14 protein-coding genes and 2 pseudogenes are annotated in these 22,880 nt (G+C 53.1%); 10 read left to right on the plus strand and 6 right to left on the minus strand.

What is annotated here, in order from left to right; translation table 11 throughout:
- Window positions 1-9: 9 nt before the first annotated feature.
- From GBK04_RS06885 to GBK04_RS06900, 4 genes are read left to right on the plus strand one after another with little or no spacing between them, the layout of a single operon-like run.
- A complete protein-coding gene (locus GBK04_RS06885) occupies window positions 10-1,863 on the plus strand; it encodes a RagB/SusD family nutrient uptake outer membrane protein (protein ID WP_152758067.1) in 1,854 nt (617 codons plus the stop codon).
- A gap of 24 nt (window positions 1,864-1,887) precedes the next feature.
- Complete coding sequence (locus tag GBK04_RS06890; RefSeq protein WP_152758069.1) at window positions 1,888-5,049, plus strand: SusC/RagA family TonB-linked outer membrane protein; 3,162 nt, start codon at window positions 1,888-1,890, stop codon at window positions 5,047-5,049.
- 11 nt (window positions 5,050-5,060) lie between these two features.
- A complete protein-coding gene (locus tag GBK04_RS06895; protein ID WP_152758071.1) occupies window positions 5,061-6,860 on the plus strand; it encodes a RagB/SusD family nutrient uptake outer membrane protein in 1,800 nt (599 codons plus the stop codon).
- A 59-nt stretch (window positions 6,861-6,919) separates the two neighbouring features.
- Window positions 6,920-7,882 carry a DUF1735 domain-containing protein gene (locus GBK04_RS06900; protein WP_152758073.1) on the plus strand — a complete coding sequence of 321 codons (963 nt, stop codon included), beginning with the start codon at window positions 6,920-6,922 and terminating at the stop codon, window positions 7,880-7,882.
- A 111-nt stretch (window positions 7,883-7,993) separates the two neighbouring features.
- Here the strand turns inward: GBK04_RS06900 and nhaD are convergent.
- Window positions 7,994-9,282, minus strand: a pseudogene (gene nhaD / locus GBK04_RS06905) (sodium:proton antiporter NhaD).
- Window positions 9,283-9,483: 201 nt separating this feature from the next.
- Between nhaD and GBK04_RS06910 the strand changes: the two are divergent.
- Window positions 9,484-9,807 carry a hypothetical protein gene (locus GBK04_RS06910; RefSeq protein ID WP_152758075.1) on the plus strand — a complete coding sequence of 108 codons (324 nt, stop codon included), beginning with the start codon at window positions 9,484-9,486 and terminating at the stop codon, window positions 9,805-9,807.
- Here the strand turns inward: GBK04_RS06910 and GBK04_RS06915 are convergent.
- The 3 genes and pseudogenes from GBK04_RS06915 to GBK04_RS30415 all read right to left on the minus strand — a co-directional run.
- Window positions 9,793-10,998 carry a cation:proton antiporter gene (locus tag GBK04_RS06915; protein ID WP_152758077.1) on the minus strand — a complete coding sequence of 402 codons (1,206 nt, stop codon included), beginning with the start codon at window positions 10,996-10,998 and terminating at the stop codon, window positions 9,793-9,795. The genes GBK04_RS06910 and GBK04_RS06915 overlap by 15 nt on opposite strands.
- An 88-nt stretch (window positions 10,999-11,086) precedes the next feature.
- The gene (locus GBK04_RS30410) at window positions 11,087-11,569 is read right to left on the minus strand and encodes a type IX secretion system membrane protein PorP/SprF (RefSeq protein WP_373331444.1); all 483 of its coding nucleotides are present in this window, start codon (window positions 11,567-11,569) and stop codon (window positions 11,087-11,089) included.
- Window positions 11,506-12,117 (minus strand): annotated as a pseudogene (locus GBK04_RS30415) (PorP/SprF family type IX secretion system membrane protein); the annotation flags it as partial. The gene GBK04_RS30410 and the pseudogene GBK04_RS30415, both read right to left, overlap by 64 nt.
- A gap of 51 nt (window positions 12,118-12,168) precedes the next feature.
- On the opposite strand from GBK04_RS30415, the gene GBK04_RS06925 reads away from it, so the two are divergent.
- Window positions 12,169-12,705 (plus strand): hypothetical protein, encoded by a 537-nt coding sequence (locus GBK04_RS06925; RefSeq protein ID WP_152758081.1) that lies wholly within the window; start codon window positions 12,169-12,171, stop codon window positions 12,703-12,705.
- 14 nt (window positions 12,706-12,719) lie between these two features.
- On the opposite strand, the gene GBK04_RS06930 is transcribed toward GBK04_RS06925, so the two are convergent.
- Both GBK04_RS06930 and GBK04_RS06935 read right to left on the minus strand, forming a co-directional pair.
- Window positions 12,720-14,936 (minus strand): hypothetical protein, encoded by a 2,217-nt coding sequence (locus tag GBK04_RS06930; protein ID WP_152758083.1) that lies wholly within the window; start codon window positions 14,934-14,936, stop codon window positions 12,720-12,722.
- 55 nt (window positions 14,937-14,991) lie between these two features.
- Window positions 14,992-16,221: a sialidase family protein gene (locus tag GBK04_RS06935; protein WP_373330782.1), complete on the minus strand. Its 1,230-nt coding sequence runs from the start codon at window positions 16,219-16,221 to the stop codon at window positions 14,992-14,994.
- 322 nt (window positions 16,222-16,543) lie between these two features.
- Between GBK04_RS06935 and GBK04_RS06940 the strand changes: the two genes are divergently transcribed.
- The 4 genes from GBK04_RS06940 (at window position 16,544) to GBK04_RS06955 (ending at window position 22,865) form a co-directional block, all read left to right on the plus strand.
- The gene (locus GBK04_RS06940) at window positions 16,544-17,086 is read left to right on the plus strand and encodes an RNA polymerase sigma factor (protein WP_152758085.1); all 543 of its coding nucleotides are present in this window, start codon (window positions 16,544-16,546) and stop codon (window positions 17,084-17,086) included.
- A gap of 347 nt (window positions 17,087-17,433) precedes the next feature.
- The gene (locus GBK04_RS06945; RefSeq protein ID WP_152758087.1) at window positions 17,434-17,613 is read left to right on the plus strand and encodes a hypothetical protein; all 180 of its coding nucleotides are present in this window, start codon (window positions 17,434-17,436) and stop codon (window positions 17,611-17,613) included.
- 74 nt (window positions 17,614-17,687) lie between these two features.
- The gene (locus GBK04_RS06950) at window positions 17,688-21,095 is read left to right on the plus strand and encodes a SusC/RagA family TonB-linked outer membrane protein (protein ID WP_373330783.1); all 3,408 of its coding nucleotides are present in this window, start codon (window positions 17,688-17,690) and stop codon (window positions 21,093-21,095) included.
- Between the two features lie 132 nt (window positions 21,096-21,227).
- Complete coding sequence (locus tag GBK04_RS06955; protein ID WP_152758089.1) at window positions 21,228-22,865, plus strand: SusD/RagB family nutrient-binding outer membrane lipoprotein; 1,638 nt, start codon at window positions 21,228-21,230, stop codon at window positions 22,863-22,865.
- Window positions 22,866-22,880: the final 15 nt, after the last annotated feature.

Here is a 22,880-nt window from a genome sequence, read left to right on the forward strand (position 1 = left end):
ATGACTCCTATGAAAATCAAAAAATTAAGTACGCTGTTACTGGCTTCAGCGCTGGTAACCGTACTCATGGCAGCCTGTAAAGAGGACTTTCTGGACAAATCGCCGGAATCGGGGCTGGATACCGAGGAAGTGTTCAGTAAGTACGACAACTTCAAGCGGTTTTTCGATACCATTTACGAAGGCACCAAACTGGATGGTACCACTTGGCGGGACTACAATATCAAGACCGCTTTTTCGCTCTACTTCAATTTTTGGGATCAAAAATACACCCTGGAATCACTCACCGACATGAGTGATATGGGCCGGTCGATGGACGCGCAGGTCGTCAAAGCGGGTTCAGTTTCGGCGGTAATTAACAAGATGACCTACGATCAGGCCCGGCGACCCGTCCTGGGGTCAATGTTTCAGATTATCCGTATCTGTAATATGTCGTTGGCCAACATCGATAAGTTGACGGGTGTGAACGCCGAGGATATCAACGATTTCAAAGGGCAGTCACATTTTATCCGTGCCTTTGCCCATTTCACACTGTTCCGGCTTTGGGGCGCCATGCCGTACCTAACCACCGTAATTGGCCCTGACGACCAGTGGGATGTTGCCCGGCTGTCCAAGCGCGAGACCCTGCTGCGGATCGCGGCGGATATGGACTCAGCGGCCACTTTCTTCGCAAAGGCCGACCTGATGCGCCGCGACCCAGGTCCTGGCGTGGCGGGTCACCTGAATAGTCCCAATCAGTTCCGGCCCGGCGGCGTCGCGGCCAAAGCCATGAAAGGACGCGCGCTACTGTATGCCGCCAGTCCGCTTAACAACGAACAGGGGATTAAGGACTGGGAAGCAGCCGCCGCTGCCAACTGGGAGGCTATCAAAATCGCCGAGAGCTTCGGCTTCGATCTGCTGTCCCTGGCCGACTATAAGAAAAACTACATCGGTACCACCTATTCCAACGAACAGCTTTGGGCCTGGTACGCTGGTACCAAAACGTACAATACCGGTGATTTGGCAGGCTTAAATAACGGAATATTTGGCGCTTCGAAGACCAGTTTCTCCGGCGAATCACCCACGCAGAATACTGTGGACAAGTTCGAAACCAAGTGGGGGGAACCCCTCAATACGGCCGCTGACCGGCAGGCCGCTATTGCTGCAGGGCACTACAACGACCAAGACCCTTACGCAAACCGCGACCCCCGCTTCTATATCGATATCATTTATAATACGGCACCGGTGCCGGGCTATGGCAAAGCCCAGATCTATTACGAAACCGTCAATGGGGCTGCCAACTATGGCCAGTTGCTGGATCAATCCTACGCCGGAATCACCAAGACGGGCTACTACCTGCGTAAGACCTGGGGCGAGCAGAGTGTCAACAACAAGACTACGCCCCAGTACACCGATCCGATCATCCGATTGGGCGAATTGTATCTCAACTACGCCGAAGCCGCCAACGAAGCCTACGGTCCCAACGGTATGGCACCCGGCGCGAGCATGACAGCCCTTCAGGCCCTCAACAAAATCAGGAAACGGGCGGAAATGCCTGACGTATTGGACGCTTATACAGGTTCAAAGGATGCACTCCGGGAGCGCATCAAGAACGAGCGGACGATCGAACTGTGCTTCGAAGGGTCACACTACTACCACGACATCCGTCGCTGGAAGGACGCCCCGGAAGTGATGACGAGTACGCTCATCGGGATGGACATCGAGAAAGTTCCGGTTAGCAAGACCTACCCTACCGGCTTCAAGTATATCCGGCAGCCTTTGCCAGCGACGCGTCAGGTGAAGTGGAAAGACGCCATGTACTACTTTCCGTTCAATACCGACGACACGTACAAAATGAAAAACTTTACTCCCAACGTCGTTTGGTAGTCCCAACTCTCTAAACAGACCATCATGAGATTAATTTTCCCGTACACTCTGCGTTGTGTGTTGGCACTGCTGGTACTTTGCCTCGGAGCGACTTCCGAACTCAGCGCCCAGAACAACGCAAAAAAAGCCAAGCCCGTTACTATCAGTCTGAAAGTAACCGACGAACAGGGCAACCCCATTCCTAACGCTGCCGTTGTGGTAGGTGAAGGCAACATTCATGCTGAAACGGATGAAACAGGTACCTTCTCCTTCCAGGCATTGCCTGAGAACTTCGTTACGGTCAGTTCCTATGGCTTCCACAAGTCAGTTTCATTGGTAGGTACCCTGGTAGCCAACAATGTGCTGGAGCTTAAAAGGTCCAAGCTGTTCAACACTTCGGAGGATGAGGTACCCCTACCCTTTATGGATTTCAAACGGCGCAAACTCTCGGGTGCCTATAGCGTACTGCGAACCTCCGATTTGGAAAAATATCCCACTAATGACCTGCGGAATGCTTTTACCGGACTGGTACCTGGCCTCGAAGTTATCGAGCGCGATGGTTCAACGGGACTGAATGCCGAGGAAGAACTGGGAAATTTTCGGGTAACTGAGAAAATCAGCCTCGCCACCCGGGGGCGCAGTCCGATTTTCATCATAGACGACGTCCCAACCGACATCACCGAGATGCCCCTCGACCCGCAGGAAATTGAATCGGTCACGGTTATTAAAGATATTGTAGGTAAAGCCATGCTCGGTCCCCGGGGTGCGGACGGCATCATTTACATCAAGACCAAGCGCGGCAAGGCCAACGAGCGCGTCCTAACCGTCAACGCCGAGCAGGGCGTCAGCCGGGTAGACCGTTTTCCTGGCTGGGCCTCCGGGGCCGATTACGCCCGGCTGAACAACCAGGCCCGCACGAATAGCGGCCTGGCGCCTTTGTACGACGATACGGCCATTAGCGAATATGCCAAAAACGATCCGTACAGTTTCAAGTACCCCAGCGTGGATTTCCGGCAGTTGATGCTGAAAGATTCCAAATCGTTCCGCCGGGTCAACCTTTCCTCAACGGGCGGTAACGAAACCGTGCAGTATGGCGCGTACCTGGGCTACAACGGGGAGGGCGACATTTTCAACTTGGGCAAGATATCGGATTACAACCGTATCAACGTCCGTTCGAACATCGACGTTAAAATAAATGATTTGATTAAAGTGAAAGTCGATTTCTTCGGAGGCCTGAACATCCGCCGTTCACCCAACTACGGCTATAATTCTAACTTCACCAGCGACGATGGCAATGTTAACACGGCCCTTGATCTGGTCGAATTCAACTCAGCCATCGGCGATATTACCGACACGCCGCCCATCGCTTTCCCGATCTACGCGGCCTTCGGCGACAACGCTCAGGCTCCCTGGTATGCGGTGAGTGCCAATACCGCTTACCGCGACAATCCCATCGGGAATCTGGTCCACAATGGCTACTACAATGAAACCGGACGCACAGGGGCATCCAATCTGACGTTCGATTATGATTTGAAGGAAGTTATACCGGGTTTGAAATCCAAAACCTTCGTGGGCTTCAACATTTTCAACAGTGTACGTATCGGCAAGGCTGAAAACTACATCGCCTACATCGTCACACCGGGCGTAACCGCTTCGGGTGCCGATACGATCAGCCTTTCCAAGGTACACGACGGAACCGACCTGGCCGAGCAAGCCAAGCTCCACGATTACTACTCGCAACGTTTCGTGGTATACGAAAATCTGAGCTACGAAAAGCAATGGGGCAATCATGATGTCCAGGTTGGGGCAACCTATTACTTGGGTAAGGTATCCAAAAACGGTATCGAGGAACCCCAGCGCCAGCAAAATGCCGTAATGACGGGCGTTTATTCATTGAAAGACAAGTACTTTGTGCAGGGTGTGCTCAACTACGCAGGTACCTATAGTTTTGCCAAGAGTAAGCGCTACGCCATGTTTCCGTCGGCGGGCTTGGGCTGGGTGATTTCGGAAGAAAGCTTTCTCTCGAATGTAAAAGCGATCAACTATCTAAAACTCCGCGCTGAGGCGGGTATCATAGGTTACGAAAGCTTCCTGACGCCTTTCCTCTACCTGGATCGCTGGGGCGTCAATTCTTCGGGTTCAGCCTTTGGCCCCTACTCTACCAACCAGTGGTTTGGCACCAACACCGACAACGCCGTGTACCGTACCACCGCCAATCGCATTGGCAATCCCGACCTGACCTGGGAAAAGCGCAAGGAAGTCAGCATTGGCCTGGATGCTTTGCTCTTTAACCGTAAGATATCGGTTGAAGCCAATTACTACAACAATCTTCGCGATGGCATGGTGAGCCAATTGTTCAACACCGTTCCCTATACGGCAGGAATCTCTAACGCCCGGCCCTGGTTCAACTACAACAAAATCAGGTACTACGGGTTGGAAACGTCTCTCCAGTATACAGACAAAATCGGGGCCTTGCGGTTTTCGATCGGGGCCAATGCCACGGTGCAGAACAGCAAAATCCTGAAATTCGATCAGCCCAACTATCGCTTCGATTACCAGTCGCGCATCGGTCAGCCCGTCGACGCCTACTACGGTCAGACCTACCTGGGTAAATTTGCCAGTGATGCCGAAACCCAGGCCGTACCCCAGATTTATGACGAGACGCTGCAACAAGGCGACCTCAAGTACCTGGATAAAAACGGCGATGGCGTCGTGGACGACAACGATCAAAGTCAGATCGGCCACACCACGCCCCGTCTCTTCTACGGGCTTAACCTGCGCCTCGGCTACCGGAATTTCGATCTGACGGTCATTGGTGCCGGACGGGCGGGTTACGATATTCCTATGACCAACAAGTACTTCTGGAACGGCTGGGGCGACAATAATTTCTCCAACTTCACCCGCGACAACATCGGCGGAGACTATCCCCGCCTGACCTACTACAAAGTGAATAACAACTTTGTGGCATCGGATTTCTGGTTGAAAAGCGGTGGTTTCTTCAAGGTTCAAAACGTGGAACTGGCCTACACCGTCCCCCTGAGCGCGGGCAATCTCATGGGTATTCGCGGCCTGCGGGTATATGTGCGCGGGGCCAACCTGCTGACACTTTCCAAAATCAAAGATGTCGATCCCGAATCCATTAACTCGGGTGTGACGGTCAATCCCTTGTTCAGGACTTTTTCCACGGGTCTTAAACTTACTTTTTAACGTAACTCGCTATGAAATCAATGTATAAGAGTGCACGAAGCACCGCTTTCCTTCTTCTGATTGGTACATTGCTGGCTTCCTGCGTCGATTATCTCGACCCCTACCCCAATGGCAATCGCGATTCGGAAGATCTCTGGCAGTATCAGGACATGGTGCAGGGCCTGGTGGGTCAATGCTACGACTTCATGCCCCGCAACTACAACGACAACGAAGGGGTGTACCTCGACGGTGCCTCCGACGATGTAGTCATCACCAGTACTACCAACAACATAACGCGCCTGGCGGTCGGTTCTTTACCTACCAGCCAGGACCCCTTCCGCACTTACTGGGACCGCGACTACCGGGCCATTTATTCGGTCAATCTGTTCCTGAAAGACCGCCGGGGCTACAACACCCGTTTCCTGGTCGATATCCATTTGGACAGCTTGGTCAAGAATCGCTTACAGGGCGAAGCCTTTGCGCTGCGGGCCTGGTTTCAGTGGGATTTGTTACAAAAATTTGGCGGCAAAGGCATGGACGGCCAGATGTTGGGGTACCCCATCGTGCTCGAACCGGTCGATATTGGAAAGGAAGTCAACTTTGCCCGCAGCCCCTACGACGAATGCGTGAAGCAGATTCTGGCCGATTGCGATTCTGCCTACAAGTACCTGCCTATCGCCCACCGTGACTTCCTGGTACCCAACATCAACGACCGCGCCTACGCCGGCGCAAGGTACTGGGGCCGCTTCGACGGCATCACCACGCGGGCTATCAAGGCCCAGGTGTACCTGACCTGGGCAAGTCCCCGGTTCAATCCCGGCAATGACCTGACCCGCTGGGACATGGCCGCGAAGTATGCCAAGGAAGTGATGGACTTCAAAATGAACACCGACGCTGTGAGCAAGGGCTTTACCAAAAACAAGGCCGTCAACTGGTTCGATCCCAATTTTCCGGGTATAATTTTCAGCTCACGTTACCAGAACGCCAACGACGCCATGGAGAGGATGTTCTACCCGGGAGGCTTCCAGGGTACCGGCTCGGTGGGTGCCACGCAGGAACTGGTCGATGCGTTTCCGATGAAGAACGGCTACCCGATCACCGATCCCAAAAGCGGATACGATCCTACCAAGCCTTACGAAAACCGCGATCCACGTTTTTACAGCACCATCTTCTACAATAATGCCAAAGCGGTGAAGATCAATACGTCCAACGTCATGTATACGTTCGAGAACTGGCTCAATGGCAAAGATGCCGCCGGTCCACCCGTAAACAGCCGCACCAATTACCATATCAAAAAGATGGTTTTCATGGGCCTCAACTTCTCTGACAACTCCATCAACCGGCAGCCGCACGCCAAGTTCTTCCTTCGCTGGTCGCACATGGTACTGGCCTTTGCTGAGGCAGCCAATCAGGTGGAAGGGCCCAACGGTAGCAAGTACGGCCTTTCGGCCAAGGAGGCCATGGGGTACCTTCGCTCCCGCGACACACCCGACGGAGGGAAAGGATTCACCACTGACCCCTACCTGACCGAAGTAGCCGATGCCGGGAAAGCGGCCTTTACGGAGTTCATCCATAACGAACGTCGGCTCGAACTTTGTTTCGAGGGGCAGCGCTTTTATGACCTGCGCCGCTGGTCTACCAGCCTGGATGTCCTCAACAAACCGGTACACATGGCCCGAATCACTAAAAATGACGACAACACCTTCACGTACGATCTGACGGTACCCGTCGAAACGCGCTCGTTCAAATCGGCCTACCTACCCATTCCTTACGATGAAGTGCTGCGGATGAGTAATCTGGTGCAAAACGAAGGCTGGGACGCCTGGAAATAATTGACTGATACAAAAAAATCAAGAATTCATTGGCGTATCCTTAAACCGCTCAATTCAACATGAAAAAGAAAATTATCCCGTTTTTGTTCCTTCTGGTAGCCCTCAGCTCATGCTACAAAGACTACATCGAGGATTTCGACTACACCGCCATCTATTTCCCGTACCAAACCGACGTCCGTACGTTTGTGGTGGGGGAAGGTATGACCATTGAGATAGGCGCGGCCCTGGCCGGAGTACGTGACAATACCCGCGATCGGCTGGTCAATTTTACGATGGACAATAAGCTGATTACCAACGAAATCCTGGAAACGATGAAGGTAGGTACCGCTTATATCAAAAATGCGGTGGCCTCGGTAACCGCGTTGAAACCGCTTCCGGCCAACTATTTCACCATATCCAGCAACAACCAGCTGGTTATTCAGAAAGGCTCGTATTCGGGTTCGGTGGTCGTCAAGGCTGATTCGGCGGCTTTTCTGGCCGATCCGGCTACCCTTACTGCCACCTATGCGCTGCCGTTTTATATCAATTCAGCCGACGCCGATTCCGTGGCTATGGAGAAGCGTTATGCCGTAATTGGGTTGAAATACGAAAACATGCTGTTTGGCAACTACTGGCACGGAGGCGTGACCACCGTGAAAGATTCGACGGGAAAAGTGGTGAAAACAACAAACTACTACACGACTATTCCCTCTCCCGAAGTGAAGGTGATGAATCTGACGACCGTGGCCCCCAATGCCCTAGTGACCAACCTGATTAGCGATCAGAAGGGCTCCTTCCAGATCACGCTGGACGGCAATAAAGTCATTGTCAGCCAGGCACCCGGTTCCAAAGTGAACGTGCTGCCCGATGGCGAAAGTACCTTCAACCGCCCCAAGCTGCTACAGGATCGGAAGCTGTTCCTGAAATACAAATATTCCAATGCCGACGGTACCACCTCCTACGCCACCGACACGCTCACGTTCCGCAACCGCATCCGCGACGGCGTCAACGAATGGCAGGACGAGAATCCCTCGCATTATTGATGGGTTTGCAGCATTGCTGGAAAATTATAAAAGCAGGGGCCGGCAAGTTTAATGCCGGCCCCTGCTTTTTTATGATAAAGGAAGATATTCTGGATTCGTCTCCATCACGATTCAAAACAGCAACAAATACACTCCCGCTCCCGCAAGGTATCCTAGCAGAGCCAGCAAAGTAATGCGCTTGAGGTACCAGATGAAGTCCAGTTTTTCGATACCCATCACAGCCACGCCCGCAGCTGAGCCGATCACCAGCATACTACCACCCGTTCCCGCACAGTAGGCCATGAACTCCCATAGCTTGTGGTCGGTCGGGTAGGTACCTAAATCATACATACCCATCGCCGCCGCCACGATGGGTACATTGTCGACGATGGCCGAAACAACGCCGATGATGACTATGATCACATCCAGGTTTCCAACCAGATCATCCAGTTGAGTGGCCAGGTCGCTCAGTACGTGGGTCGATTCCAGCACGCCCACGGCGGCCAGAATCCCTAGAAAGAACAAGATGCTGGGTACGTCGATCTTGCTCAGCGCGTAAGCCGGGGTGTAGGGCAGGCGGTCTTCTTCGTCCTTATCCTTATGCAGGATTTCGGAAAGTACCCAGAGTGAACCCAACGACAGCAACATCCCCATGTAGGGGGTAGGTGCGTGACGGTTTTGAAAAAAGGAACGAACAAAAGTCCAATTACCCCCGCTACCAGCATCAGCCTTCCCTGATTACGCGAAACACCATTCTCGGCGTCGAAACTAGGCGCGGCACTCTCACCCGATAAGACCGGAAGTGCTTTCAGACTACCTTTCATGGCAAAGGTCATGTACAGCAGCGGCGCGGCCAGCGATACCATGCTGGGCAGGATCAGATTAGTAATAAGAGCCGTAGTGGTCACCTGCCCGCCGATCCAGAGCATCGTCGTGGACACATCCCCGATGGGCGACCACGCGCCCCCGGAGTTGGCCGCGATGATGATCATCCCCGCCATCAGCTTGCGCTGCTCCGATTCGGGCATGATTTTCCGCAAGAGCGATACCATCACGATCGAGGTAGTCAGGTTGTCGAGCAGGGCCGACAGGAAGAAGGTGAGGATACAGATGATCCAGAGCAGGTACACCGGATTCCGCGTTTTGATGCGCTCGGTAATAATGGCGAAGCCTTCGTGAGCATCGATCAACTCGACGATCGTCATGGCTCCGAGCAGGAAAAACAGGATTTCGGAGATGGAGCCCAGATGTTCCGACAGGGCATCCACGACGTGTTCGGTATCAGAACTATATAGTACGTAGGCCGTCCAGCAAAGTACCCCTGTGATGAGGGCGGAAGCGGTTTTATTTACGCGGAGGGGTTCTTCAAGGGCAATGGCAAGGTATCCGACAACAAAAATAATGACAATAGTAGTGAGCATAAAGGAATTAAAAGTTTTGAATTTAGAGTTGTAAGTTATTGGAAGAAAAAAAGTTTATTGGTTACTAATCGAATTCAATCCGTTGGAGTTTACCAAGCTTAGTGGGTATATTCGAAGGCAGGAAGCAAGGAGCAGGCCGCTCTATCCGCTTGAAGTTTCAAACAAAGTCCAGAATCTATAATCTGGAATTCAGTCATCTTTATGGCATTTAAAGGCTTTGTCGTACGGGTATCGTTTTTATGGGTAGAAGGCATGGCGCTCTTTCCGTTAGTACTCGTGAAAAGCGACCGCCCCGGTTGGATATTGCTCAATCACGAGCGCATCCATTTGCGGCAGCAGCTTGAGATGGGTTTTATTCTGTTTTATGTCTGGTATCTGACCGAGTACCTTATTCATTTACTCCATTACCGGAATCACTACCGCGCCTACCGCGCCATTTCGTTTGAGCGTGAGGCTTTCCGGCATGAAACCTCCGCTGATTACTTGCGACTACGCCCCAATTGGGCATTTTTACAGTACATCTAATTCCTCATGTTCTTCCTCCTCGACGGGTTTGCGGTAGCTCATTACGGCTACCATCATCGTCAGGGCGGTCATGATGACTGTGATCATCAGAATACCCTCCCGGAATCCCTTTACCATGTACTGGGGCGGGATGGTCAGGAAGAGCAAAACGGTAATCAGTCCTCGGGGGGCGATGTACAGCAGCGGGCTCAAATTCCCCTTGAAGGTAGTGGCGAGTGTCAGGTAACGGGTACCGAGAATGGCCAGCAAAATAAGGCCGCTCACGATCCAGGCGTCAAAATCGAGCAGTTCGTTGATATTGGTGGCGTAGCCGAAAATCAGGAAAAAAAACGTACGGATGATAAAGGCGCTCTCGGCGGTCAGGTTCTTGAATTGTTCGAGTTCTTCTTCGAACAGATCGTTTTTGAAGAAATTGTCAAGTTTTCCCCGCACAAAAAGTTCGGTATTGTTCAGAAACAGGCCAAAGACCAAAATGGCCAGCAATGACGAAAGGTGGTAGATTTTGCCGACGGCATAAATAATAAACAAGGCCGAAATGATGGGCAGGTACTTGACGTGGTGGCTGATGCGGCTGATCAGGTACAGAAGCACGAAACAGCAGATGACCGATATGACGACAATCAGCAGGGTACTTTGAAAAAATTTTCCGGCCGACTCCCAGCCCGAACCACTCGGGATGACCAGGATATTAAATAGCATCAGCCCCAGAATATCCGACAGCGACGACTCGTACACCATGTATTCGCGCCGCCGGTTGTCAAGCCCCCGCACGCTGGGAATCGCCACGGCGCTACTGATGATGGCAAAAGGCGTAGCGGTAACCATCGCATTGTAAAAGCTCTCGCCCAGCAGTAAATAGAAAATCCCCGCAATGACCAGCATGCTGAGCACCAGCCCCAGCAGGGCCGAAACAAAGGTACGGGCAATGAGCTTGTGCTTGCCGCCACTCAACTCCAGGTCGAGCCCCCCTTCCAGTACGATGAGGATCAGACCGATGGTACCTAGCGTAGGCAACAGTACATCTACATACGGAATGGTAATGTTGAAGTATTGGGTGACCTGGCGGGCCACCATCCCCGTAGCCAGCAGCAGCACCACCGAGGGGAGCTTTGTCCGGCTGCTGATCAGGTCGAACGCGTACGATAACAGTACCGAACAACTGAGGATAATAATTAATATGGAAATATCCATAAATACGGACTGTGGTTTAGCGGGTAGAGTGCAATAATACGAAAATTGGCCCTAAAACGGGCGTTTGTATGGCACTCACCGATAAAATCTACCAACCCATAGGAGGGCAATAAACAGCGGCTCGGTTGTTGAACCGGAAGCCTAGTAGGACTTCGTGGCTTCCGGTCGAAACCGAGCTAATGGATGATAGGGGATATTCGTAGGCGTAGCTGAGCGTGAGGTCGCTCGTGAGGGCCATACCCAGCACGCCGCCCAGGCTATCTTTGTGACGATACTGGAGGCCTCCCCACACGCGGTCGGCATACTGTAGGCGTACCTGTGCATCCAGCGAAGGAGATGCGGGACCGGCTTTTTTGAACCATAGCTGCTGAAACATGACCCACTCCTCCGCCAGTTCGAGGCGGTAGGCGGCGGTGAGGTAGTAGTGGGGAACAAGTTTGCCGGCAGCCTTACCCCCGACGGGGTAGCATAGGATAAGGAAACGGCCGTGGGTGAAAGCACCGAGGCACCACCCCAGAAATTCCCTTTCCGGGCCAGCAAGCCCGCCGAAAAATAGGGTTTCAATTGTGATACACGACCCGCGGGCAAAATGGGATCGGAAGGATTGGCCGTTTGAATACGGTCAAACCGCAGGACATACTGCAATACGCCCGCGCCGAGCCCCACCGAGAGTTGCCACTCCCCGGGCAGGCTAACGTGGGCCGCCCCCGTGAGTTGGCCGATGTTGCGCTCGGTGGGTCCGGTCCGGTCGGCCAGCAGCACCATTCCTGCCCCCCAGCGCCAGGTACCTACGGGCGGGGCAGGAAACCGGGTGGTTCCTCCGGCGTAGCGGGGAGTGCGCGCCGCACCCGTTATTTTATCACCAAAACCAACGGGGGTATGGGCAGTGATATACGCTGTGTTGGGAGCATCGTCCAGCCCCTGCCACTGGCGACGGTAGCTGAGCCGGACATCGGCAAAATCATAGGCTCCCGACAGGGCGGGATTTACCACATAAGGGTTCATGGTGTATAAGGTACCCTGCGGCAACTGCTGAGCTTGCATCACTCCACCCATTAACCCACTACATCCCAGCACCAACCAGACCCTAACCCTAATTCCAACTCTATTTTTTCCCATGCACTAAAATCAGCTACATGGAATGGAGAGCAAAAACCAAGCCGAGTCGGAATGACAAACGCACTTTTGTTAGAGTCGAAGCGTTTTCAGGAAAGTCTGTATTTCACCTCGCCTTTTTCTGTCCCGTTCATGCGCTTTCCCCTGCTTTTGTCAACCTACCTCATTCTGTTAATTTCTCCCGAGCCCGCCTGCCGGCCAAAGTCAATGGACGATTCAGGTACTATAGAAAACATCCGCCTTACCGAATTCACCCGGGGTACCAACCGGAGTATCGAGGTGACGCCCACCCAAACGACGGTGCGGATCAACGATGCCCAAGAAACTACCCCTACCCCATCTAAAAGCTGGCAAGACTTGACGCAGCAGCTACAAAATCTGCCTGTGTCCAGCCTGGCTGAAATTCCCATTCTGAGCAAGAAACACCAGGTCGATGCCGCCCTGCACGCAACGTTGACTGTCGTGACGAGCGACACGACGTATACCTCCGATACTTTCGACCATAATGCGCCCCCCGAATTACTGCGGTCCATTGTGGACAGTCTATATCGTCGTATTCCGGCAACTTTACAAGACCGGTTTCAGCATTAGTCAGGGGGTACCTTCTACTTTACCGGCGCACTAATGACACCCAGGTAGCGGCCCATCCAGTAGGGTAGCAGCCAAATATCACCCGCGCTGTGCTCGGAGGTACCATTGCCACCCGTGCGGTCCAGCGTGAAGGTGTTGCCATTGTGCCGTTGAATAGGCCGTTCGTCGGGAGGCAGCACTTCGGTGGTGGTCTGGTTGCGGAAGTTGGGTTTCATAAGCTCAATATCTTTCCGGTGGCTGTTTTTTACAGCCCAATCGATCAGATCCAGCGGATATTCCTTCAGGTACCATACCGCTTCATTCAGGTCGAAATTCTGTACGCCGGTCAGGGCTGTAAAAATATTCCACGCACCCTCTTTTTCGGGGCGTTCGGCCTGCCAGTGGTCCAGGATCGCCTGCTTGTACTTGGCTTTCAGGGTATCGTTGAAGGCATAGCGGTACAGGCCCCAGTAGCCTACGAAGTACATTTCGTCGTCGGAGTGGTTCCAGCCTTCCGATAGCATCTTGCTGTACGCATCGGCCCCTTCGGGCGCTTTCCCGATCTGTTCCATGGGGCGCATCAGGTTTTCGAGGTACCCATGCTGCTGCATCAGTTCAAACGCCTTTTTCTTATATTTTTCTTTTTTGGTAAAATGATAGGCCGTTTGCAGCATGGCAATAATGTTGGACGAATTCAGCTTACGGTCACCTACGTCGGTCGGAAAATTATTTACATAGGCCGGATTCCACTTGCCCCATTGCGTGGGCTTGCCGTTATAATCGATCAGGTAGAGATCGTGGACCACGATATGGTCCATCAGGGTATCCATCAGGGCAATGGCGCGTTTTTTCAGATCGGGCGCATCCACCAGCTCGGCCATGGCACCGAAGGCGAACATGTGGCCGATCACCTCGTCGCTGCTCGTGGTAGCTTTCCAGTCCCACTCGGGATTGTCGGAGTGCTGCCAGCGATCGGGATCGGACAATTGATCGATGTAGCCGCGCCGCTCAAAGGAGCGCGAAGGAAAACCCGGGATTGGATTGACGGTGTAAAGCCGCTCCATCGCATCCAGCGCTTCGCGGCAATTTTGCAGGGCCTCGGCGGATTTGGTGACCTTGTAGCGGAAAATTTCACCCCCCAGGTACATGCTCGTCCACAGACCGTCGTTGTCGGAGTCCGAGAGGTACCCCGTGGCTAGGTTCCCTTTTTCCATGCGCGAGAGCGAGGCATTGAAGCCGTCGCGAATGTGGCGCGTACGCACCTGCTGGTCGTAGAATTTTGCTTTATCGGCCAGGGTCATGGATTTGAAAATCAATTCGCTCAACCCTGCCTTCGTCAGGATGAAGACGGAATTATCGGTACCCTTGGCAATGTCCACCACCTCATTGCCCGGCAGCCAGCGTTCGCCGTAGTAGTAATCGATTTTCCCCTTGGCATCCACGGCAAAGGCACCCTGCGAGGTACCGAACCAGGTTTTGTCCCCAATCACCTCCACGGTCGTGATGTCGGTGGCGGGCAGTTTGGTCTTAACCGTCGATTTTTTGGTGGCCGGATTCCATTCCAGGTACCCCTCGGAGGTACCTATGACGATCCGGGAATCGCTAGCCACATCGAAGGCCGTGAAATTTTTTCCATCCAGTACTTTGGTGAGTTTCTGAGAAGTAGTCGAGAAGGTAAACAGGCCGGTTTTGCCCAGTATAAAAAACTGCTTCCCGGATGGTTGGTACCTGATTTCCTGAACCTCATCCCTATCCAGTTTGCCTTCCCACACGTTCTTTTCTCTCGATACAAGCACCAGTTGGCTACCATCCGACACCAGAAACGTAAAATCCGCCCCAGCGGCCAGGTGGTCGGCTTTGGCCAGGTCGTGACTCTGGTACAACGAACCCGCCCAGGCATCGCTCAGCACGGCCTTGTCGCTCAGAAAAACAAACTGGTTTTCTGAGAGTGTCATATCCGTAAGTTTTTTATCCTTGATAAAACGGTACCTTCCGTCGGGTACCAATGTACCCGGATACAAGAACTGGCCGCCATGCGGCATCATGAGTCCCTTGGACGAAAGTACCTTGACCACGCCATTGCGATCGACACCGACCGCTTTCAAATCCGCTTTGGGAGAATCTAGGTAGTATTTGACGCTGTACTCCTGCAGAAAGGGTTTGTCCTGATAGACGCGCTGGGCGCAGGAATTGGCGTGATTCAAGCACAACAAAGTGAAGGTAAGGCAAATCGTGAGAAGTGTCTTTTGCATGAGGATTGGGGAAGAGTGATGTAAAAGGAGGTTTTGAGATTTTATGAAATCAGGCTCAACGTGCTGTAATCGCCTTCGGATTCACTACGACATACTTGATGGATTTACGGTTCTTTTCGGCGTGCCAGGAATAGGTGATATGCAGCAGACCATCGTCCGACTGGATCAGACAGGGGTAGGAGTACCCTCCCTGATCTTTGGCTTTGTCCTCGAGGTAGGTCTTCCAACGCCACGATTTACCCTCATCGTCCGACATCCACAGCGCCAGCCGATAGCGGCCGTCGTGGATGTCATTTCCTACAAAGGCCCAGTTCCCGTCCTGCATGGCCAACAGCTCCACACTCGCCGTGTTTGGAATATCCGTCTTCGTAGCCGCCGACCAGGATTGACCATTGTCAGTCGACTCGCTCGTTTGCACCTGCGGCGGCCAGTCGCCACTATCGCGCAGGTAGGCCACCAGGGTACCGTTTTTCTTGCGCGCCAATGCGGGTTGAATCGGCCCACGCCCCACCAGGGGTAGGCTCGGCTGCCAGGTAGCGCCATCATCGTCCGAAATCGCCATCAGAGAAAGGTTAAACCCATCCGAGTAGAGCGGCAGGATAATACGCCTGTTTTCCAACAGCATCGGTTTGATGCGGGTCATCCAGCCGATGCTGCGCTTGGCCGGGTCCGCGGAAGCTTCCTTGATCATATTGTCGTATTTGGGCGCATAGCCAGCCCAGCCGATTCCGTGCTCAGGCAGGGCGTCGAGCCTGGCTTTCACTTCCCGGGCGAAGGCATCGTCGGGTTTGAGCAAAATATTGTTCTGCCAGTCCCAGGCCGGAGCAGCATCGCCGCCGTAGTTGGTGGCCGTGCGTACCCGCAGGATGGACTGTTCCCACTGATTGGCCTGCACGGCAATCCACACCAGGAAAAGTTTCTTTTCATGATTGAGGAAAAGTACCGGGTTACAGTCGGGCAGGTGGGGCGTGTCGGCCATCAGGAAGGGACTGCTCCACTGCCGGGTACCTTTTTTGAGTCGCGCGCCCATGATGCGTACATCGTCGGCGGTGCGTTCGCCGCTCCCCTGAAACCAAGCCGCCAGCATGTCGCCGTTGGGTAGTTGCACCAGGCTACTGCCGTGGGTATGGTCGGGCTGTTCGGGAAAAATAAGCGTTTCGGATACTTTGGGGGTAGGTAGGCGGCCGGATTGGGCCATTACTCCCGAAACGCTGAGTAAAAGCAGAAACACTCCACGCAGTGGGTGCCTATAAGTACGGGTATTGAATAGGGTTGGAAATAACACAGGGATTGAAATTGATGGTCTCACTAGGCTAATTACTCATCCGCTTCTGATTTGGGCTATTGTGCGGCCTGATCGGAGTCGGCATACGACCATTTTATCCACCATTGTTACCCCATCGTAAAATTTGGTACCCTTGATTATTAACCTTTTATTGTTTTTTCAAACATTTACGCAAATTGAAGATAGATTAACGCAAAATGCGACGAATCTGTTGAAAAAAGCTGGTAAGTTTATGATTGCAATGGTACTGGATTGTACTTTTCCATGACTGTTGTGTACCCTCTTTCGTTCCATAACCTATCGTTCCAAACCCTTTTCGACTATGAATCAGCCCAGTGAACTTTTGCTCCGTAATGTGGTTGAGGGAGACCAGGAAGCTTTTGCCGAATTGTACAACTACTACCGGGTACCCGCCCTGAAATTTTGTTTCGCCTTGCTGAAAGACCAGGAAGAAGCGGAGAACGCCCTGCATGAGGTTTTCATAAAAATATGGGAGAAACGGGCGCACATCAGGCCCGACCTGAACTTCAATTCTTACCTGTTCACGTGCCTGCGTAATTTCGTTTTCGATCATTTCAAGCGAATGGAAAAAGACCAGCGGCTACGGGAAGCCTACGTGAACCGCATGGAACACAGCACGGAATCCGATGAGGCAATACGACACGATGAGCGCGATCAGTTTGTACAGAACGTCATTGCCCGACTTTCGGAAAAACGTAAGAAAATAATCCTCCTCAATATCTATGAGGGCAAATCGTACCAGGAGATTGCGGAACTGATGAAAATATCGAAGAATACGGTCAAAAATCAGCTGGTGAAAGCCAAGCAAATTCTCAGAGACCAGCTTATCGTGGTCTATAATTAAACAAATTCGCCCAAATACCTAACCCAACTGACCTGGTTACGATCTACGTTCCACACGGACGCTAGGGCTTTTCCGGCCGGCCTCCTGAGATCTGTACGAAACTTCTTTTTAAGAAAAAGTCCGGCCCTCTCTTCACCCCTCCTCTTTAATCCAGTTAGCGCTGCACTATTCACCCGCCTTGTACCTTACAGGGCGGGCGGTGCAGTTTGACAGAACAGGCAAAAAACCGCCCGATAAGCTCCTAGGAATCATCCGATTAAAATTAACATAAATAAAATCGGAACGTGATAGTACGATGGCCCACTCAGTCAGTATCATAGGTAAGTCAACCTATACCGTCCGAGGGAATGTCTAATTCGAGAGCTCACTATTTAATTGATCGGTTGATCAAAAATAGCTTATCGGAGGATGAATTGAGCGAACTGCTTGCGGCGATTGGCCGCGAACAAATGACCGAGGAGTACTCGGAATTGCTGGAAAATTATTTCAGCGAGTTGCTCCAAGACCGGAAATCCGTGCAAAACTGAGTGTATCACCTTTTGTAAGTCAAACCAAAAACCAATACGTATTCAACTAAAATTTCACCTTTATCCCAATCCTTATGAATGCAATACGTTTACTTCGACGCCAGCTGAGTGCCGGGTTCCTGGCCCTTCTACTGGTCATGCTGGAGACCTCGGTGGCCGGAGCAAATCCGCTGCTTCCTACCGCGCGTACAGTGACTGGCACCATTACCTCGCAGGCCGATGGCTCTTCATTGGCCGGGGTCAATATTGTGGTAAAGGGTACCCAAACCGGTACCTCAAGCGATGCCTCAGGTGCTTTCTCCGTGTCGGTTCCTGACAATCAGGCCGTGCTGGTTTTCTCCTTTATCGGGTATGTGTCCCAGGAGGTACCCGTCGGCAACAGGAGTGTGATCAACATCGCCCTGGCCGAAAGCGCTGAGAATCTGAATGAGGTGGTCGTCACCGCGCTGGGCATCAAGCGTGAAGAGCGCTCACTGGGCTACTCGGTAGGCAAAGTAGACGGCAAGGACCTGAGCCGCGTGGCGCAGGAGAACGTGCTGAACGGCCTGGCGGGTAAGGTACCGGGCGTGACCATCAGCAGTACGGGCGGTGCGGGCTCTTCGGTGAGCATGGTGATCCGGGGGGCTACCTCGCTGAGCAACGACAACCAGCCTTTGTTTGTGATCGATGGGGTACCCATTACTAACACGCTCAACAACGTAAGCCAGATCGGCAGCGACAACCGGGTGGACTACGGAAACGCGATTTCGGATTTGAACCCCGACGATGTGGAAAGTGTGTCGATTCTGAAGGGTCCCAGCGCGGCGGCGCTTTACGGTTCCCGGGCGGGCAACGGCGTTGTACTGATCACGACCAAGAACGGCTCGAAGGCCAAGAAAATGACGGTCAACATTTCGTCAAATACGGTTTTTGAAAAACCCTACAAGTTCCTTGATTTCCATTCCAAGTTCGCGACCGGCGTACTACCCTTCACGCCCGACAACAACCCCTATCCCGGTGGAGTGCTGATGATCGACGAAGGCTCGGCGGGTGGATCAGGTCCCGAACTGGACAGAGGCTACAAGGCCATTCAGTGGAATAGCCCGAAGGATGCCAGCGGAAAACCCATCCCAACGGAACTGGTGTCGCATCCCAACAACGTACGCAACTTCGTGCAGACGGGCATTACGACGACCAACGGCGTGTCGATTTCCAATAGCAACGATGTGATCTCGTACCGCTTGTCCTACTCCAACCTGCAGAACAAGGGGATCATACCCAATTCGGACCTGTTCAAGAACTCGCTGGCGTTGAATTCTACGTTGAAGCTTAGCAACAAACTCCAGTTGAGCACGATGGTGGATGTCAGCCGCAACAACTCCAACAACCGTCCGGCGGGCAACCGGGGTACCAACCCCATGCAGTGGGCCTACGCGGTATCGCCCCATATTGACATCCTGGAATTGAAAGATTACTGGATTCCCGGTCAAGAGGGCATACAGCAGAGATCTCAGGATATCAAAAACTACAACAACCCCTATTTCCTGGCTTACGAAGTCAACAATAGCTTTGTCCGCGACCGGGTATTTGGCAACATGAAGGCCGATTACCAGATTACCCCCGAGTTTAGCCTGATGGGGCGTATCTCACTGGATACCTACAACGAACAGCGCGAAACCAAAATCGGCAACAGCTACACGGGTGAGCCACGCGGTGCGTACGGAGTCATCGACCTGCAACGCTTCGAGCGCAACGCCGACTTCCTGGCTACCTACGCCAAACCGCTGGGTGATTTCCACATATCGGTATCCGCCGGGGGGAACAGCCGCTACCAGAAGACATCGGATGTCAACAACGCCAGCAAAACCAAGTCGGGCCTGGTAATTCCGGGACTGTTCACGTTGCAGAATATTTCGCAGGCCAACATTCAATACAGCAGCTACAAAACCCAACGCGCCGTATATAGCGTGTATGGACTGGCTAACTTCGGTTATAAGGACATGGTGTACCTGGACGTAACTGCCCGCAACGACTGGTCGAGTACGCTGCCCAAGGAGAACCGCTCGTACTTCTATCCCTCGGCTTCGCTGAGTGTGCTGCTCAACGAGATGATTCCGTTTTCCAACTCGATCAATCTTCTGAAAATTCGGGGCGGCGTAGCGCAGGTAGGTAACGACACCAGCCCCTACTCCCTGCTGAATACGCTCGGTAACGCCGAAGCCTGGGGCGATATCACGCGGTTGTCGAAATCGGGCAATATCCTGCTGCCCGACCTGAAGCCCGAAATTGCCACCTCCTACGAAGCAGGCGTCGACCTGGCGATGTTCCGCAACCGACTGCGCGTATCGGGTACCTACTACATGGTCGAGAACCGCAACCAGATTATCCCCACGAAGCTACCTCCGTCTACCGGCTTTACGACCAAGAATATCAACGCCGGCTTGCTGGTCAGCAAGGGAGTTGAACTGGCCGTAGGGGGTACCCCCGTCGACAAAAACGGGTGGCGGCTCGACATCAATACCAACATTTCGCGCAACACGACCACCATCAAGGAGCTCTCGGATGGCCTGAATTTCTACACCCTCTGGACCGACGCCAAGGGTGGTGCCTGGACCTACGTGGGTGAAAAAATCGGCGATATCTACGATTCAGAACTCGTGACGGTGACGGACAAAACTTCTCCCTACTATGGGTACCCCATCCTGGACGAAAACGGTTCGTGGCAGAGCATTAGCGCCAGTAACACGCGGAATAAGATTGGCAACTTCAACCCCAAATTCATCATGGGCGGTCAGGTAGCCTTGTCTTACAAAGCGTTCACACTGAACATGTCCTTCGACTGGCGCAACGGCGGCGACTTCGTTTCGCAAACCTACCGTTACGCCGAGTCGGATCTGAAGACGCAGCGTTTTCTCGACAACCTGATCAACCCCAATGGCCTGACCGGCGACGCGCTGGTGAGCTACCTGAAAGCCAATGCGGATGAGCTGATTAAGGTCAACGGCAACCATTTCAACATTGTGGGCGGGCCTACGGAAGAGTACGGCGGGTACCCCTTCGAATACGGCGGCAACACCTACCCCTACGCGGTGTTCAATCCGGGCGTTATTGCCCAATACAACGCCGAAGGGCAGATCGTGGGCTACACCGAGAACCTCGGTGGTGCCGACACCAAGTATATCCCCTACGGCGACAACTACCCCTGGGACTTTACGCGGGCCGCTACTTTCGATGCCTCTTTTGTAAAGATGCGCGAGATTTCGCTGGCTTACAGCCTACCCAATTCGCTGACTAAAAAGCTCAAAATGCAGAATGCCAGCATTGCCGTGTACAGCCGTAACATCATTCTGTGGACGAAGGCCAAAATCGGGGTTGACCCCGAGATGGCTTTCCAGCAGGAATCCGGCGCGCAGGCAGGTACGCAGTTCAAGCAGGGGATCGAGCGTTACAATGTAATTCCCTGGGTGATTCCCGTAGGTGTGAAGCTGAATCTAACGTTTTGAGTAGCAGATGGCTATTGGCTGATGGCCGGGCGGCGTTCCGCTGATAGCTCTCTCTGCTTCCCTAAGGAATCTTGACCACTATTTATCAAAAAGGCTACTAGCGATCAGCTAACAGCCATAAGCTCTAAAGAAATGAAAACATCCAACAAAAAATACCTCGTTTTTCTGGTGTTGCTCACTTCGTTTTTTTCCTGTAAAGACCTTACGGAACTCAACGAAAACCCGAACGGCGTGGAATCCAGCCAGGTGAACCCCAACCTGATTATGCCCACGGTACTTACCGAAGCGGCAAAACTATACACCAACCTGGGCTACCAGGACATCGCGGGCGTGGTACAGCATACCCAAAAGGACGCCTGGTCGAGCGGACACAACGACTACGACTGGTCGAACCAGAGCTGGAGCGGCTATTATGACATCCTGCGCAACAACGACCTGCTGTACCAGCGGGCCGTGGAAACCAATTTTGAGTTTCACCAGGGCGTGGCACTGGTCATGCGGGCATTCATGTTCGGCCTCATCACCGACCTGTGGGGCGACGCCCCCTATTCCAGTGCGCTGAATGGCGAATTGGGCGGAACCGAAAATATCCTACCCGCCTTCGACAGCCAGGAAGCGATTTATACCGGTATCCTGGCCGATCTGGAAAAAGCCAATGGTTTGCTCGCCAAGCCCAAGAGTGAGTATTCGGGAATCGTGGACAATGTGGACGTGTACTATGCCGGTAACCCGGCGGCCTGGCAAAAGTTCGCCAATTCGCTGGCCCTGCGCTATTTCATGCGCATCTCGGCCAAAAAGGCCGATGTAGCCAAAGCGGGCATTGAGAAAATTGTTTCTGATGCTGCCAAGTACCCCATCATTACCAAGAGCACCGAGGACGCCACCATGGCATTCCCCGGCACGAGCGACGGTACGTCCTGGCCTGCCAACTCCGTATTTGACGCAAGCGGCAGCAACTACCGCCGCATCAAAATGGCGTCTACCTTAGTCGAGTCGCTGCAAGCCAAAAATGATCCCCGGTTGGGTGTTTGGGCAAATAAAGTAGAAGTACCCCTGGTGGTGGATGCTACCCTACCCGCCGGAACTGATAAGATCGTAAATGGCAAGCGGATGCTTTCGCCTGATAAAGTGGGCAATACGGTAATAGACACCGACCCTGAATACGTGGGGCTGCCACCAAGTTTTTCGGCGTTACCTTCGGCCTATAACCTCAACCCAACGCCCGGTCAGACTTCCTTCAACCCGCATGTATCGTTCCTGAACGACATCTACAAGCAAGCCAAAGGTCCTTTGCTGAAAGCCCGGTTGATTTCCGCCGCCGAGGTACATTTCATCCTGGCCGAAGCCGCTCTGAAAGGCTGGGCCGCTGGCGATGCCAAAGCCCACTACGAAGCCGGTATCCAGAACTCCCTCACGACCTGGGGTGTCGGAGGGAAATATGCCGAGTACATCGCCCAGCCCAACGTAGCCTACAAGGGTACCCTACAGCAAATCATGGAACAAAAGTGGATCGCCAGCTGGACGGCTGCCACCGAGGCGTGGTTCGATTTCCGGCGCACCGGCTTCCCGGCCCTGAAGGCAGGCCCCGCGGCCAAACGCTCCGTGCTACCCGTTCGTTTCTACTACATGCAGGACGAATTGAACATCAATAAAGCCAATGCCACTGCCGCCCTGGACAAGCTGGAAGTGACAAACTATTCTCAGGCGGATAACAAAAACAGTGCCTGGTCGAAGCCCTGGCTCATTCAAGGTACGGGCAAGCCCTGGTAATTCGATAGGTTAGTG

It is taken from the genome of Salmonirosea aquatica (assembly GCF_009296315.1).
In the GTDB taxonomy this organism is placed as follows: Bacteria; Bacteroidota; Bacteroidia; order Cytophagales; family Spirosomataceae; genus Salmonirosea; species Salmonirosea aquatica.